The organism is Streptomyces sp. NBC_00028, from assembly GCF_045041065.1.
Lineage (GTDB): Bacteria > Actinomycetota > Actinomycetes > Streptomycetales > Streptomycetaceae > Streptomyces.
The window spans coordinates 2,719,598-2,735,997 of record NZ_CP108293.1; the positions used below are offsets into that span (position 1 = coordinate 2,719,598).

Here is a 16,400-nt window from a genome sequence, read left to right on the forward strand (position 1 = left end):
AAGAGGTTGAACAGTATCCGGGACTCCGCGCACGCCTCGGCGCACCGTCACCAGGGGCGGGGACGGTGCGCTCACGGGCGCTCTCGGAGCGCTACTTCAAGGTCGCGGACGTAAGGCCCGCCTGCACCTGGCGCTGGAAGGACAGATAGACGACCAGCATCGGGATCATCGCGATAGTCACCCCCGCGAAGAGCACCGGGAGGTCGGAGGCGTACCCCTGTTGCTGCTGGAGCTGGATGAGCCCCTGGGTGAGGACGTAGCGCTCGGGATCGTCACCGCTCTGCGGCTGCATGAGGACCGTCGGCAGGATGAACTGGTTCCACTGGCCGAGGGTGTTGAAGATGCCGACGCTGACCAGTCCGGGCTTCGCCATCGGCAGCATCACCTGGAAGAAGGTGCGGCTGTGCGAGGCCCCGTCGAGGATCGCCGCCTCGAAGACCGCCGTGGGCAGGGTCCGGAAGAAGGCGTGCATGAAGAAGACGGTGAACGGCATCGAGTAGGCGACGTACACCAGGATCAGCCCCTGGTAGGTGTTCAGCATGTCCAGCCGCTTGACCATGAAGAACAGCGGGACCAGGGCCAGGAACACCGGGAACATCGCGCCGGCCACGAAGAAGTAGTACAGGAAACGGTTGCCCAAGAACTCGTAGCGGGCCAGCACGTACGCCGCCATCGAGCCGAACAGCATCGTCAGCGGTACCGAGAAGACCAGCACGATGACGGTGTTCAGGAAGTAGTCGCCGATGCCCTTGTCCCAGGCCCGGCCGAAGACGTCCAGCGACCAGTTCTGCGGCCAGCCGAACGCCGAGCCGCCGATCTGGCCGTCGGTCTTGAAGGAGCTCAGGACCAGCCAGAGCAGGGGCAGGATGATCAGCAGGGCCCACAGGGCGAGGAAGCCGTGCGAGAAGACGTTCAGCACGACGCCTTCGCTGCGGTCGTCGCCGGGGCGGACCGGGGTCTTGGCCACGGGGCGCCGCACGGGGGCGTCCGCGGTCTCCTTGATGGGGGCGCTCATCGTCGTATCTCTCCCGCTCAGAACTCGACGCGGTCGCGGCGGGTGGCACGCAGCATGACCACGGACAGGACCAGGGTGAGCAGCAGCATGACGACGCCCATCGCGCAGGCGTATCCGCTCTTGCCGAAGTACTGGAAGTTGCGCATCATCACGGTCGACATCACGTCGCTCTTGTGATCGGGACCGCCGCCGTAGGCGCCCATGTTCTGGGTCATCGAGGAGACGAGGACGAACATGTCCATCGCGACGATGCCCAGGTACACCCAGGCGGTCTGCACGCTCTCCCAGAGCAGCGGCAGGGTGATGCGGAAGAAGGACTGGTTGCGGCCGGCGCCGTCGATCAGGGCGGCCTCGTAGATGTCCTTGGGGATGGACTGCATGGCGGCCGAGAACAGCACCAGATAGAAGCCGACGCCGTGCCAGACCACGGCGATCATCAGCATCCACAGCACCAGGTTCGGCTCGTTCAGCCATTCCATCGGATTCTGGGCGTCGACCAGTCCGAGTTTGATCAGGAAGCCGTTGAGGAGACCGCCGCCGTCACTGCGGTACACCGCGTTGAAGAGGACGGCGACGATCGCCAGTGACAGCACCTGCGGAAAGAAGTAGACGATTTTGTAGAACGACGATCCGGCGACGCCCGAGACCCCGCCGGCCCGGCTGCGTCCGCCCGCGTTGAGCATGAACGCGAAGAACAGGGCGAGCAGGATCGTGATGGCCGGGATGAAGATCAGGAACAGGATGTTGTGCCAGATGGCCTGCATGAAGACGTCGTCGTCGAAGAGCGCCTTGTAGTTGTCCAGGCCGACGAACTTGAAGGTCTGCGACTGTCCCTTCCAGTCGGTCAGCGAATAGCCGAACGTCTGGATGTACGGCCAGATCACGAAGATCAGATAGAGCGCCACGGGAACGAACAGAAATCCCGCGACGAACCGGTGCTGCCCTTTACGCATTGGCGTTCCCTGCCCCTGGTGTCCTTCCCCGGGCCGGATCTCTCCGGCCCGGGAAACGGCGTGGTGGTTCAGTTCCGGAGGTTCAGTCCCGGTGGTTCTTCTTGGAGTTCGGGTCCTTGGCCTGCTTGTCGACCGCGGCCTGGGCGCGCTTCAGCCACTCCTTGGGCTGGATGCGCTTGGCCATCAGCTCGTTGGACGCGGCCTCGATGGCCGCCCCCATCTCGCTGTACCAGTCGACGTACAGGTAGCGGAAGGTGTTGTCACCGGCCGCCTTGGACGCCTCCACCGTGGACTGGGTCCCGGGGCGCAGCTGGACGCCGCTGTCGACGCCGTCCTTGAGGATGGTGAGCGAGTTCGCCTCCTTGGCGAACTGCGTGGACCACTCCTTGGAGAGCATGCGGCGCATGAACTCCTTGGCCCCGGCGAGGTTCTTCGCCTTCACCGGGATGATGAAGGGCTCGCCGGCGCCGGCCCGGATCGCCTCGAAGGGCAGCTTGCTGTCGGGCAGCACCGGCATCGGCAGGAACTTCATGTCGAAGTCCGCCGGTGTCGTCTTGAGCTGCTCGTTCTCCAGCCAGGAGCCGCTGGTGATGAACGCGGCCTTGTACTGGTTCCAGCGGGTCTGCGACTCGGTGTGGGTCAGGCCGTTGGTGCCGGGCATCAACAGGCCCTTCTCCACGACCTCGTAGATCGCCTCGACGCCCGCCTGGGCGGCGTCGGAGCCGACGAACGCCTTGGGGTCGAGGTTGTCGATCGCCTTCATGGCGTCCAGGCCACCGGTCTTGGCGATCAGGTCCATGATGGCGACGTTGATGTAGTACGGGTACTTGCCCTGGTGGGCGAGGCCCCCGATGCCCTGCTTCTTGGCGTCCGTGCAGATGGCGAGGAAGTCGTCCCAGGTCTTGGGCGCCTCCCAGCCCTTCTCCTTGAAGAGCTTGCCCGAGTACCACAGGCCCCAGACCGTGTAGATGTAGTTGAGGGCGACGACCTTGCCCTCGAAGGTGCCCGGGTCGAGGGTGCCGGCGATGAGGGTGTCGCGGACCTTCTTGGAGGGGTCGTCGACCGACGGAGCGTCCAGCACCTCGGCGAGATCGAGGAGCTGGCCGTTCTTGTTGAGGACGTCGACCTTGATCTGCTGGGCGCCGGAGTCGTCCACGATGTCCGGCGGGTTGCCCGCGTTGAAGCGGGGCTGGAGCTTGCCGGTGATCTCCTGGGTGCCGGTGTGGGTGGAGGTGATGCCGAGCTTCTTCTGGAAGTCGGCCTCCCACACCTTGGCGTAGTTGTCGCCGTAGCCGCCCTTGAAGATGACGACGTCGAGCTTGCTGCCCTTCTCGGCGCCGAAGGGGTTCTCCTTGGTCGTCTTGCCCTTGGGGGTGTCGTTGCCGGAGTCGTCGTCCCCGCCACCGCTGGCACACGCGGACAGGAAACTCATCGTGGGTACGGTGATCAGACCGAGTGCGGCGGACCGCTTGATCACATCACGGCGGCCGACGGAGCCTTTGTCGTTCTCGGCGGAAGTGGATCCCATGCTCAAGTCCTCGCCTTCTCCAGGACTCAGGCGGTGAACCGGATCCTCGCCGGCACCGCGATCGGGTCACGCTGGGTCGTGCAGGAAGTGCGAACGTGCGGTTGAACGGATCGGTGAATCGCCGACAGGTATAGTCCACTTCCCGCCAGCGGAGCAAGATCGAATGCAAGGTTGGCCATGGGTCTTTTCCGAGTTGAGACCTCCCGGAAATATGTGCGGCCTGTGTACCGGCGGACGGAAATATGCCCGCCATTACCCCCGAATGCCACACCCAACACCCTTGACATCACTGTGCACTTGGGCCCCTACTGATCCTTGCGCATCGAAGCTGACAACGTTGTCCGCGATGGCAGGGAGGCACTGCTGCATGTGGCTCAGGACTCGGCACAGACATGGTCCGACGGTCGTCCTGACGGCCGCCTTCGCGTTGGCGGTGGCCTCCCAGGGGGCCGCGGTCGCCCTGCCGGAGGCGCCCGCCGCCGACCGGGAGTTCGCGTCCTCCTTCGAGACGGACGACCCCGCGCCCGACTGGCTGAGCACCCCCGAGCGCGCCTCGGGCGTCGACGGCGGCTACAGCAGCGGCATCCCGGGCACTGTCACCGACCATGTCACAGACGTCCGCGCGAGCGCCGAGAACACGGCCGGCGGCGAGGTGAAGGAGAACCTCGCGGACGGCGAGGCCGGCACCAAGTGGCTGGCCTTCGCGGCCACCGGCTGGGCCGAGTTCGACCTGGACAAGCCCTACCGAATCACCACATATGCCCTCACCTCGGCCAACGACTACGCCGAGCGTGACCCCAAGGACTGGACGCTCCAGGGCTCGACCGACGGAAAGGACTGGAAGACCCTCGACACCCGCTCCGGTGAGACGTTCGACGAACGGTTCCGGACAAAGTCGTACGACATCGCGGAGCCGGCCGAGTACCAGCACTTCCGCCTCGACGTGAGCGCGAACAACGGCGCAGAGGGCATCCTCCAGCTAGCCGACGTGCAGCTCTCCACGGGCGGCGGCGGTGGCCCGGTCCCCGCGGACATGCTGTCGCTGGTCGACCGCGGCCCGAGCGGCTCGCCGACCGCGAAGGCCCGCGCCGGGTTCACCGGCAAGCGGGCGCTGCGGTACGCCGGACGGCACACGGCGGACGGGCGGGCGTACTCGTACAACAAGGTCTACGACGTGGATCTCGCCGTCGGCCGGGACACACGGCTGTCCTATCGCGTCTTCCCGGCGATGGCGGACGGCGACCGGGACTACGACGCCACGAACGTGGCGGTCGACCTGGCCTTCACCGACGGCACCTATCTGAGCGACCTCGGGGCGAGGGACCAGCACGGGTTCGGGCTGTCGCCGCGGGACCAGGGGGCCGCGAAGGTGCTGTACGTCAACCAGTGGAACAGCGTGGCCTCGCGGATCGGCACGGTGGCGGCCGGGAAGACGGTGGACCGGATCCTGGTGGCCTACGACTCCCCGCGCGGCCCGGCGCGATTCCGTGGCTGGCTGGACGACGTGCGCATCGAGACCGTCGCGCCGGAGAAGCCGAAGGCCCATCTGTCCGACTACGCGCTGACGACCCGCGGCACCAACTCCAGCAGCGGCTTCTCGCGCGGCAACAACTTCCCGGCGACGGCCGTGCCGCATGGCTTCAACTTCTGGACGCCGGTGACCAACGCGGGCTCGCTGAGCTGGCTGTACGACTACGCGCGGGGCAACAACGACGACAACCTGCCGACGATCCAGGCGTTCAGCGCGAGCCATGAACCGAGCCCCTGGATGGGCGACCGGCAGACCTTCCAGGTGATGCCGTCGGCGGCCTCCGGCGTCCCGGACACCGGTCGCGAGGCGCGGGAGCTGGCCTTCCGGCACGAGAACGAGACCGCGAAGCCCTACTACTACGGCGTCCGGTTCGAGAACGGCGTGAAGGCGGAGATGGCGCCGACCGACCATGCGGCGATGCTCCGCTTCAGCTACCCGGGCGACGACGCGAGCGTCCTGTTCGACAACGTGACGGATCAGGCGGGGCTGACCCTCGACAAGGCGGCGGGGGTGATCACCGGCTACTCGGACGTGAAGTCCGGGCTGTCGACGGGGGCGACGCGGCTCTTCGTCTACGGCGTCTTCGACCGGCCGGTGACGGAGGGAGCCTCGGAGGGGGTCAAGGGATACCTCCGCTTCGACGCCCCGACGGTCACCCTGCGCCTGGCGACCTCGCTGATCAGCCTCGACCAGGCGAAGGACAACCTGCGCCAGGAGATCCCGGACGGCACGGGCTTCGACACCGTACGGGGCCGCGCCCAGCGCCAGTGGGACCGGCTGCTCGGCAAGGTCGAGGTCGAGGGAGCGACACCGGACCAGCTGACGACCCTGTACTCCAGCCTGTACCGGCTGTATCTGTATCCCAACTCCGGCTTCGAGAAGGTGGGTTCGAAGTACAAGTACGCGTCCCCCTTCTCCCCCATGCCCGGCCCCGACACCCCGACGCACACCGGCGCGAAGATCGTCGACGGCAAGGTGTACGTCAACAACGGCTTCTGGGACACCTATCGGACCACGTGGCCGGCGTACTCGCTGCTGACGCCCGGTCAGGCGGGTGAGCTGGTGGACGGTTTCGTGCAGCAGTACAAGGACGGCGGCTGGACCTCGCGCTGGTCCTCCCCCGGCTACGCCGACCTGATGACCGGCACCTCCTCGGACGTCGCCTTCGCCGACGCCTATGTCAAGGGCGTCGACTTCGACGCCGGGGCGGCGTACGACGCGGCCGTGAAGAACGCGACGGTCGTCCCGCCGATGTCGGGCGTGGGCCGCAAGGGCATGGAGACCTCGCCCTTCCGCGGCTACACGAGCACCGAGACCCACGAGGGCCTGTCGTGGGCGCTGGAGGGCTACCTCAACGACTACGGCATCGCGCGGATGGGGCGGGCGCTCTACGAGAAGACGGGTGAGAAGAGGTACGCGGAGGAGTCCGCGTACTTCCTCAACCGGGCCCGGGGGTACGTGAACCTGTTCGACCCGAAGGCGGGCTTCTTCCAGGGCCGGAACCTGGCCGGTGACTGGCGGGTGGAGTCCTCGGCGTACGACCCGCGGGTCTGGGGGTACGACTACACCGAGACCAACGGCTGGGGGTACGCGTTCACCGCCCCGCAGGACTCGCGCGGCCTCGCCAACCTGTACGGCGGCCGGGCAGGGCTGGCGGAGAAGCTCGACACGTACTTCGCCACACCGGAGACCGCCTCCCCCGACCTCGTCGGCTCCTACGGCGGGGTCATCCACGAGATGACCGAGGCCCGGGATGTGCGGATGGGCATGTACGGGCACTCCAACCAGGTCGCCCACCATGTGAACTACATGTACGACGCGGCCGGTCAGCCGTGGAAGACACAGCGGGGTGTCCGCGAGGTGCTGTCCCGGCTGTACGTCGGCAGCGACATCGGGCAGGGCTACCACGGCGACGAGGACAACGGCGAGCAGTCGGCCTGGTACCTGTTCTCCGCGCTGGGCTTCTATCCGCTGGTGATGGGGAGCGGTGAGTACGCCGTCGGTTCCCCCCTGTTCACCAAGGCGACCGTGCATCTGGAGAACGGCAAGGAGCTGGTCGTCCGGGCGCCGAAGAACAGCTCCCGCAATGTGTACGTCCAGGGACTGAAGGTCAACGGCCGTTCCTGGCAGTCGACTTCGCTCCCCCACTCGCTGCTCGCGAAGGGTGCGGTACTGGACTTCGACATGGGTCCGCGGCGGTCGGCCTGGGGCGCCGGCTCGGCGCCCGTGTCGATCACCCAGGACGACAAGGTGCCGAGCCCGCGCGGCGACGTACTGAAGGGTACGGGGGCGTTGTTCGACGACACCTCGGCGACGGATGCCTCCGTGACCTCGGTGGATCTTCCGGTGTCCGGGCCGGTCAAGGGTGTTCAGTACACGGTGACTTCGGCCGGGGACCGCGCGAAGGCGCCGACGGGCTGGACGCTCCAGGGATCGGCGGACGACGGGACCACCTGGGAGACCCTCGACCGGCGCTCCGGGGAGTCGTTCGCCTGGGACCGGCAGACACGGGCGTTCACCGTGGGGTCTCCGGGTACGTACGGGAGGTACCGCCTGGTGATCGACGGCGAGGCGGTGGTCTCGGAACTCGAACTGCTCGGCTGAGCAGGGGTGATGGAGGGGTCTCATGCGAGGTGTCGATCCGGCCTGGCTGCCGGACGAGGTGTTCCGGCCGATCGGCACCCGGCGGACGCTGGTCCGCGGCTCGGGTCCCCTGGTGGAGACGGTCTACGGGGAGGTGGCGGCGGCCTGCGCACGGTACGGGGGCGGTGTCTCGCGGGAACCCGGCTCGCACGACCTGCTGTTGGAGCTGACCGCTGACGACGGCTCCGAGTCGTTCACCTACGCACGCGGGGACGGCCTGACGACCGTCACCGCGTCCGGCGCCCGCGGGCTGCTGTACGGCTTCTTCCATGTCGTCCGGCTCGGTGAGGACGCGTTCCTCCCCGAGCCGACGCGGGAGACACATGAACCGGCCGTGGGGCTGCGCATGCTGGACCACTGGGACAACGTGGCCGTGCACCCGGTCATGGGCCAGGTGGAACGGGGTTACGCGGGCGGCTCGTTGTTCTGGCAGGACGGGCGGGCTCGCGGGGATCTGGAGCGGGTGGCGGCGTACGGCAGGCTGCTGGCGTCCTGCGGGATCAACGCGGTCGCCGTGAACAACGTCAACGTGCACGTGGCGGAGGCGCGGCTGCTGACCGACCGGATCGGTGAAGTCGCCGAACTGGCAGGGGTGTTCAGGGCCTACGGCATCCGGACGCATCTGTCCGTCACCTTCGCGGCGCCGGTCGTGCTCGGCGGGCTGTCCAGCGCCGACCCGCTCGACCCGGGGGTGCGGGCGTGGTGGGCGGAGGCGACCGCACGGGTCTACGAGGCGATACCGGACTTCGGCGGGTATGTGGTGAAGGCCGACTCGGAGGGGCAGCCCGGCCCGTTCGCGTACGGCCGCAGTCACGCCGACGGGGCGAACCTGCTGGCCGCCGCGCTGGAGCCGTACGGCGGCACGGTCCACTGGCGGGCCTTCGTCTACAACCACCACCAGGACTGGCGGGACCGTACGACCGACCGGGCGCGGGCCGCGTACGACCATTTCACCCCGCTGGACGGGGAGTTCGCGGCGAACGCCGTGCTCCAGGTGAAGCACGGGCCGATGGACTTCCAGGTACGGGAACCGGTCTCGCCGCTGATCGGCGCGATGCCGGGGACACGGCTCGCGGTGGAGCTTCAGGCCACGCAGGAGTACACCGGGCAGCAGCGGCACGTGTGCTGGCTGGGGCCGATGTGGAGCGAGGTGCTGCGCTTCGAGCAGGAAGAGGGCTCGTCCGTCGGGGAGTTGGCGCGCGGCGGGCTCGTCGCCGTGTCGAACGTCGGCGACGACCCTTTCTGGACCGGGCATCCGCTCGCCCAGGCCAACCTCTACACCTTCGGGCGGCTGGCCTGGCGGCCGGACGCGGACGCTCTGGAGATCCTCGACGAGTGGATCCGGCTCACCTTCGGGGCGGGCCCCGCGGCGGGGGTGCGGGCGGTGCTGGCGGGGTCGTGGCGGACGTACGAGAAGTACACCGCTCCTCTCGGGGTCGGCTTCATGGTGCAGCCCGGGCATCACTACGGGCCGAGCGTGGACGGATACGAGTACAGCCCGTGGGGGACCTATCACTTCGCCGACCGGGACGGGGTCGGGGTGGACCGCAGTGTGGCGTCCGGTACCGGGTTCGCGGGGCAGTACGGCAAGCGGTGGGCCGAGGTGTACGAGACGGTCGCTTCCTGTCCCGACGAGCTGCTGCTGTTCTTCCACCATGTGCCGTACGGGCGGGAGTTGAAGAGCGGCAAGACCGTGATCCAGCACATCTACGACACGCACTTCGAGGGAGTCGAAGAGGTAGAGGAGGCTCGGCGGGTGTGGGGCTCGCTGGCCGGGCTCGTCGATCCGGTGCGGCATGCGCGGGTGGCCGAGCTGTTCGAGGAGCAGCTGCGGGGTGCGCGGGAGTGGCGGGATCAGATCAACAGCTACTTCCTGCGGAAGTCGGGGGTCCCGGACGAACGCGGGCGGATTATTCACTGACAGATCTTGTCCGGGGTGCTTATGATGCCGCCGATGAAGAACTTCTCCTCGTTTGGATTGGGGGACTCGTTCGCTACAGGTGAGTGCTGATGGCAGCCCACCTCGCGAACGGGATTCCGACCCGCCTGTTGATGTGGCAGCGCGTACGTGAGTACGCCGTGCCACCGTCCATGATCGAGACCTCGACGGCCCGGCGTACCGCCGGTGACTGGGCGGGCGCCTGCGCCGCCGCCCGGGTCGACGTCGATCTCGATCTGCGCGCCGTACGTCAGCGTCACGGCACTGAAGTCACCGCTCGGCTCCGGGCGGATCTGCGCCGGCTGGCGCCGGATCTGCTGCGCTGGCACATGCCCAGGATCGCCCCCGACGGGCGGCTCCGGCCTGGTCTCACGCTCTCCCTGGCCCGGTACCGGGCCGCCGGCGACCTGCCGGTGCAGTTGGTGGTGCGGACACCGCCGGCCTGGGCGGACGCCGGTCAGCGGATGTCGCTGGCTCTGTGGGAGGAGTCCGGGGCCAGCCCCGCCGGGCACCATCCGCATCCGCACCCCGACCGGCGCTTCCGGCTCGATCTGCACCGGCATCTGTGGGACGCCGGGCGCAGTGGTGAGCTGGCGCGGCGATCCGCCGTGGACCTGGACTCGTCGTGGGCCAGGGCGCGTTGGGCCGCCGAGGCGGAGTTGCTGTGCCACGCCGAGGGCCGGACTCGCGGGGCGTTCACGGTGCGGCTCGACGCGCGTCGTCGTGCCGTACTGGAGCTGGTCGCCCCCGACGACAGCCATGCGCCGACGTTCCGGCCGCTGGCGCGGGAGCTGCCGACGCAGGAGGTCGCAGGGCTTCCGGTGCTACCGGAGGCGGCGGCCCGGGTCCTGCCGGACCTGGAGCTGCTGCGGGCCGGGCTGATCTCGGTCGGTCGGCTGCATCCGCTGGTCGGCGCCGCGCTGCCCAAGTACGGCTCGGGACCGGCTGCCTCCGTCCCCGTCGCCGGGACGCGCGATCCGCATCGCGTGGAGTGCCGCGGCGAGGTCCATCGGATCGCGCTGCGCGACGGGGTGCTGTCCGCCGTCGACCACGACCCGGCCCAACTGCGCCGTGAAGAGCTGCTGGTGGCGCTCGGAGGGCCGCCCTTGCCCTGTCTGCGGGCGATCGACGCGGTGCATCGCACCCCGGAGGCGCTCCCGGCGGTCCGCGATCGGCTGCGCCACGGAGATGTCGTCGGGGCGCTGGACGTCGTCGAGGGGCTGCTCGGTCCCGGGGCCGTGCTGCGCGACGGACCGCTCCGGGAGGAGCTGGAGTCGGCTGCGGTCCACCGTATCGATCACGGGCTCTATCGGTCGGGGCTGGTCGACGAGCACCCCGCGGCCGAAGTGGCCGAGGAGGGGCGCCGACCACGGCTCGACCGTCGGATGCCTCATGAGATGCGCCGCAGGCTGAACCGTCGCACCCGGCCGCGTACCGGTCTGCACTTCTGATCCCCGTTCCCCCTTTTCCGTGGTCCCGTTCGGGACCCGCTCGCACCCCTCAGGTGATGCCCATGACTTCGCACGCCCCTCTGCCCGCCAACCCCCAACTCGCGCTCGCCGACGACCTCCTGACACTGCTGCGCACCACCAACACCGAGCCCCGCCCCGACGGCCAGCTCGAAGCGCTCACCCTGGCCGTCGCGGCGGACCTGCCCGTGCTCCTGTGGGGCGAGCCGGGCATCGGCAAGACCGCGGCGCTGACCCAGCTCGCCGACTCGCTCGACCTGCCCCTGACGACCGTGATCGCCAGCGTCCACGAGCCCACAGACTTCTCCGGGCTGCCCATCGTGGGCGACGACCCCGCGGTGCAGGGTGTGCCGATGGCACCGCCGCAGTGGGCCGTCGAGCTGGTACGCGCCGGGCGGGGACTGCTCTTCCTCGACGAACTCTCCACCGCCACCCCGGCCGTGCAGGCCGCCCTGCTGCGGGTCGTGCTGGAGCGCAGGGTCGGCGCTCTCCAACTGCCCCCGGGGGTACGGATCGTGGCCGCCGCCAACCCGCGGGCGTCGGCGGCGGACGGATGGGAGCTGAGCCCGCCACTGGCCAACCGGTTCGTGCACCTGTACTGGGTGCACGACCGGGACGTGGTGGTGCGGGGGCTCGGCGGGGTGTGGCCCCGGGCCGAGCTGCCCCGGCTGGAGCCCGGACGGCTGGCGGAGGCGGTGGAGTTCGCCCGGCGCGCGGTCTGCGGCTTCCTGCACGCCCGGCCGACGCTGATCCACCGGCTGCCCAGCACGGAGACGCGGCGCGGCGGAGCCTGGCCCTCGCCGCGCAGCTGGGAGACGGCCCTGACGCTGCTCGCCTTCGGCACGGCGGCCTCCGTCTCCCGGGAGGTACTGGCGCTGCTCGTGCGGGGCGCGGTGGGCGACGGGCCGGGCCTCGAACTGCTCGCCCACCTCGACCGGATGGACCTCCCCGACCCGGAGTCACTGCTGGCCGACCCGCCCACCGCCGAGCTGCCGGAGCGCGGCGATCTGCGGCAGGCGGCGCTGGAGGCGGTGGTCGCGGCCGTCGGAGCACGGCCGGAACGGGACCGGTGGGAAGCGGGCTGGGCGGTGCTGGTCCGGGCGATGGAGACCGGCGCCCCGGATCTGCTGGTCGCCCCGGCCAAGGCGCTGGCGGCGCTGCGGCGCGACGACTGGGAGGTTCCGGCGGCGGTGGAACGGCTGGCCAAGGTCGTCGGCATCGCCGACCGGGCGGAACGGTCGGTGGAGCGAGTGAAGGCCGGGCTGGGGGTGGGTCGATGACGGGGGCGGTGAAGCGACCGGTACCACGCCCCATGTCGCCGCCTCCTCCACCGCGCCCGGTGCGGGCCACGCTGCCGCACCCGCCTCGCGGCTCGGGCGGGGACTCCCAACTCCCTCTGGACATGGAGAAATTGCTGGCCGCCCGGCTGCACGCCGTCAAGGTCCGCCCGTATCTCGCGGTGGCTCTCTTCGCGCTGCACATCGTCGAGGACCGGTCGGTGCCGACGATGGCGGTCGACGCGCACTGGCGCTGCTACGTCTCGCCCGCCTTCGTGGCGAGCATGCCGGTGGAGGAGTTGGCGGGCGTCTGGGTGCACGAGGTGTCCCATCTCCTCCGGGACCACCACGGGCGGGGCGAGCGCCATGCGCGGGAGCACGAGGAGTACGGCCCCGGGGAGCGGTTGCGGCGCAACATCGCCGCCGACTTCGAGATCAACGACGACATCTACGGTGACGGTCTGCTCCGCCCCACCGGGGTGGTTCTGCCCTCCCTGCTGGGGTTGAGCAACGGCCTGCTGATGGAGGAGTACCTGCGGACGTCGTCCATGTCCGGGCTCGCCGCCGACCTGGCCTGGCTGGACTGCGGCAGCGGCGCCGACGGACAGGCGCGGCCCTGGGAGCTGGGCGCCGACGGGGCGAACGGGCTGACCCGGCAGCAGCGGGACGCGGTGCGCTTCCGGGTCGCCGAGGGGATCAAGGGCAAGCCGGGTGACGCCCCGGACGGGTGGCGGCGCTGGGCTGACGAGGCGTTCCATCCGCCGCAGCCGTGGCGGCAGTTGCTGGGTGCGGCGATCCGCTCGGCGGCCGGTGCTCCGGGGGTCGGCGAGAACCACACGTACCGGCGTCCCTCCCGGCGTTCGGCCGCCGTCCCCGGGGTGCTGCTGCCGAGTCTGCGCCGCATTCCGCCCCGGGTGTGCGTAGTGATCGACACCTCCGGGTCGGTGAGCGACGCCGAGCTGGGCAGTGCGCTGCTGGAGGTGGCGGCGATCGCGCGGGCCGTGGGCGGGCGGCGCGATCTGGTGTCGGTGATCTCCTGCGACGCGGCGGCGGGGCTCGCCGCCCCGCTCTGCCGGGCCGAGGACATCGAGCTGATCGGCGGTGGCGGGACGGATCTGCGCTCCGGCTTCACCCGGGCGCTGCGCTCCCGGCCCCGCCCGGACGTGATCGTCGCCCTCACGGACGGCCAGACGCCCTGGCCGTCCGAGCCGCCGCCCTGCCGGACGGTCGTCGGGCTCTTCCCGCGCCACGGCGGCACGGTGGACAAGGACGACCCGGACTACGTCCCGGACACCCCGCCGGCCTGGGCGCGTGTCGTCACCATCAACTGAGCGGACGCAGTACCGCCACACCGAGCGGGTCGAGGGACAGGGGTTCGCCCTGCTCGATCCGCTTCCCGCTGAGGAGGTCGGTGGCCGTGGCATGGGCGGTCAAGTGGGCTGTTTCGGCGGCGTGGTTGAGGAGGAAGTGGAGGCGGGTGCCGTCGGGGGCGACACGGGTCGCGGTCTCGACGGCGCGGTGGCCGGCGTACGGGCCGAGCAGGTCGTGGCGGGTGAGGACGCGGCGGATCACCTGGTCGACGCCGGGCTGGTCGAGGGCGGTGGCGACGTACCAGCCCTCGCCCTCCCCGAAGGCGTTGCGGGTCACCGCCGGAGTGCCCGCGTAGAAGTCGCCTCCGTACGTGGCGACCGGCTCGGCGCCGCGCGGCTGGACGATCTCGAAGACCAGGCGGGCCTCGGCCCCCAACTCCGGTATGGCCTGGGCGACTTCCGCCGGACGGGAGTCCCACTCGTCCACCCGCACGCCCATCAAGGGCGCCAGCGGCCCCGGCACGTCGGTCAGGAACGCGCGGTCGTGTGCGTCACCGCGGCCCGACAGGAAGGTGGTCAGGACGGTGCCGCCGCGCGCGGCGACGGCTTCGAGGCGGTCGGCGAGGTCGTCCTTGACCAGGTGGAGGACCGGTGCGAGGACCACGTCGTACGGGGTGAGGTCGGCGCTCTGCGGTACGACGTCCAGGTCGGCGCCGGCCTCGCGGGCGGCCCGGTAGTAGGCGTGCACGACGTCCTGGTACTTGACCAGCCGGGAGGGGCCGTCGGAGATCTCCAGGGCCCACCAGCTGTCCCAGTCGAAGATCAGGGCGGTGCGGGCGGGGGTGCGGGCGCCGAGGGTGACGGCGCCGAGTTCTGTGAGTTCCCTTCCCAGGTCGGCGACTTCGCGGAAGACCCGGGTGTCGTCCCGGCCCGCGTGGCCGATGACCGCCCCGTGGTACTTCTCGCAGGCGCCCCGCGAGGCGCGCAGCTGGAAGTAGAGGGCGGCGTCGGCGCCGTGGGCGATGGCCTGGAAGGTGGCGAGGCGCAACTCCCCCGGTCTGCGCAGCGGGTTCACGTCCCGGCAGGCGGTGGTGGACGGGGTCTGCTCCATCACCCAGAAGGGGGCGCCGTCCTTGAGGCCGCGCATCAGGTCGTGGGCCAGGGCGGGCCAGGTCGGCGGGGCGTCGAGGGGCGGGTAGCTGTCCCAGGACGCGAAGTCGAGGTGGGGTGCCCAGCGGTGGTAGTCGAGGGGGCGAAACATGCCCATGAAGTTGGTGGTGACGGGGGTCTCGGGGTCATGGCGCCGGATCACCTCCTTCTCGGCGAGGAAGCAGCCGAGCAGTGCGTCGGTGGTGAAGCGGAAGTAGTCGAGGGTGATGCCCTGGAAGGCGGTGTGGTCGGGGCCCCGCCAGTGCTCGGTGAGGGCGCTCGGCGGCTCGATCTCGGCCCAGTCGGTGTAGCGATGCGACCAGAAGGTCGTCCACCAGGCGTCGTTGAGGGCGTCGAGGGTGCCGTACCGGTCGCGGAGCCAGTCCCGGAAGGCGTCCGCGCACAGTTCGCAGTAACAGACGCCGCCGTACTCGTTGTTGATGTGCCAGGCGAGCAACGCCGGGTGATCGGCGTAGCGTTCGGCGAGGTGTCCGGCCAGCGCGGTGGAGAGTCTGCGGTACACCGGTGAGCTGGGGCAGAAGTTGTGCCGCTGGCCGTAGCGGTGCCGGCGGCCCTCGAAGTCGGTGCGGTTGACCTCGGGGTACTTCTTCGCGAGCCAGGGCGGGAGGGCGGCGGTGCCGGTGGCCAGACAGACCCGGCGGTCCTCGGCGGCGGCGCGGTCGAGGATGCGGTCGAGGAGCGTGAAGTCGTAGGTGTCCTCGGCGGGTTGGGTGAGCGACCAGGAGAACACGCCGACCGTGAGGGTGTCGATGCCGGCCCGGCCGAAGAGGCGGTGGTCCTCGTCCCAGACGTCCTGCGGCCACTGTTCGGGGTTGTAGTCGCCGCCGTACGGGATCTTGCCTGTCATACGGTGAAGTCCCTCTCGGTCTCGGCGATCACCGCGCGGCTGCCGTGCAGCAGGGACAGCAGCAGCGGGGCGGCCAGCAGGGCGGGCAGGGCCTCGGTCAGCAGGGCGGTCCCCGCGGCGGTCAGGACGAGCAGCGAGGCGGCCGCGAGGGTGGCACGGCGGTGCCGGAACAGGAAGTACGCGGCGAGCCGGGCGGTGTCGCGGGTGCGGAAGCTGAACAGGGAGGTCAGGACGAGTGCGTGGGCGCCCCAGAGGAGGGAGCCGAGACCGACCGCCCCGAGCAACACCGCCCACCAGCCGGGCAGCCCGGTCGCGGGGAAGTGGGTGAGCGTGAAGGCGATGACCGTGAGCCAGGCGAGCAGCGGCGCCCAAAGCCGCAGCGCGGGGAGCGCGTTGAGGCGCCAGCCGCGCCAGTAGGTGCGGGCCGGGTGGAGGTCGGTCAGGTCGCGGTCGCGGTGGTGGAGGGCGTAGAGGGCGGCGGCGCAGGCCGGGCCGAGGGGGAGGGCGCAGACGGCGGCCAGAGGGAGGTTGGCCGGGTCGGGCCCCAACAGGAGGAGGCCGGTCAAGCCGGGTGCGGTGGCGAGCAGGAGAAGGGCGCCGACCGTGACGAGGGTGTGGATGAGGGCGGCGGCACGGGAGAGGGGGCCGATACCGAAGGCGGTAGAGGGGGCGGGGGAGGTCATCGGGGCTCCTTTCGCAAGGGTCCTGGTGAACGCAG

General features: G+C 70.1%; 10 protein-coding genes. 5 read left to right on the top strand and 5 right to left on the bottom strand.

The window, feature by feature from the left end:
- Nucleotides 1-91 precede the first annotated feature (91 nt).
- The 3 genes from OG885_RS11965 to ngcE all read right to left on the bottom strand — a co-directional run bounded on the left by OG885_RS11965 (nucleotide 92) and on the right by ngcE (nucleotide 3,496).
- On the bottom strand, nucleotides 92-1,015 hold the full coding sequence (locus OG885_RS11965; protein WP_405730200.1) for a carbohydrate ABC transporter permease: 924 nt from the start codon (nucleotides 1,013-1,015) through the stop codon (nucleotides 92-94).
- A 17-nt stretch (nucleotides 1,016-1,032) separates the two neighbouring features.
- Nucleotides 1,033-1,968, bottom strand: a complete 936-nt coding sequence (locus OG885_RS11970; protein ID WP_387775424.1) for a carbohydrate ABC transporter permease — start codon at nucleotides 1,966-1,968, stop codon at nucleotides 1,033-1,035.
- Nucleotides 1,969-2,050: 82 nt separating this feature from the next.
- Nucleotides 2,051-3,496, bottom strand: a complete 1,446-nt coding sequence (gene ngcE, locus OG885_RS11975) for an N-acetylglucosamine/diacetylchitobiose ABC transporter substrate-binding protein (protein WP_405730203.1) — start codon at nucleotides 3,494-3,496, stop codon at nucleotides 2,051-2,053.
- 367 nt (nucleotides 3,497-3,863) lie between these two features.
- Between ngcE and OG885_RS11980 the strand changes: the two genes are divergently transcribed.
- The 5 genes from OG885_RS11980 to OG885_RS12000 all read left to right on the top strand — a co-directional run bounded on the left by OG885_RS11980 (nucleotide 3,864) and on the right by OG885_RS12000 (nucleotide 13,686).
- The gene (locus OG885_RS11980; protein ID WP_405730205.1) at nucleotides 3,864-7,631 is read left to right on the top strand and encodes a GH92 family glycosyl hydrolase; all 3,768 of its coding nucleotides are present in this window, start codon (nucleotides 3,864-3,866) and stop codon (nucleotides 7,629-7,631) included.
- A gap of 22 nt (nucleotides 7,632-7,653) precedes the next feature.
- Complete coding sequence (locus OG885_RS11985; RefSeq protein ID WP_405730207.1) at nucleotides 7,654-9,591, top strand: alpha-glucuronidase; 1,938 nt, start codon at nucleotides 7,654-7,656, stop codon at nucleotides 9,589-9,591.
- 89 nt (nucleotides 9,592-9,680) lie between these two features.
- Nucleotides 9,681-11,060 (top strand): hypothetical protein, encoded by a 1,380-nt coding sequence (locus tag OG885_RS11990; RefSeq protein WP_405730209.1) that lies wholly within the window; start codon nucleotides 9,681-9,683, stop codon nucleotides 11,058-11,060.
- A gap of 62 nt (nucleotides 11,061-11,122) precedes the next feature.
- Complete coding sequence (locus OG885_RS11995) at nucleotides 11,123-12,358, top strand: AAA family ATPase (RefSeq protein WP_405730211.1); 1,236 nt, start codon at nucleotides 11,123-11,125, stop codon at nucleotides 12,356-12,358.
- 122 nt (nucleotides 12,359-12,480) lie between these two features.
- Nucleotides 12,481-13,686, top strand: coding sequence for a DUF2201 family putative metallopeptidase (locus OG885_RS12000; RefSeq protein WP_405730213.1), 1,206 nt, complete (start codon nucleotides 12,481-12,483; stop codon nucleotides 13,684-13,686).
- Here OG885_RS12000 and OG885_RS12005 read toward each other — a convergent pair.
- On the bottom strand, nucleotides 13,679-15,682 hold the full coding sequence (locus tag OG885_RS12005) for a beta-galactosidase (protein ID WP_405730215.1): 2,004 nt from the start codon (nucleotides 15,680-15,682) through the stop codon (nucleotides 13,679-13,681). The genes OG885_RS12000 and OG885_RS12005 overlap by 8 nt on opposite strands.
- Nucleotides 15,679-16,365 (bottom strand): hypothetical protein, encoded by a 687-nt coding sequence (locus tag OG885_RS12010; protein ID WP_405730217.1) that lies wholly within the window; start codon nucleotides 16,363-16,365, stop codon nucleotides 15,679-15,681. Before OG885_RS12010 ends, OG885_RS12005 begins: the two co-directional genes overlap by 4 nt.
- Nucleotides 16,366-16,400 lie beyond the last annotated feature (35 nt).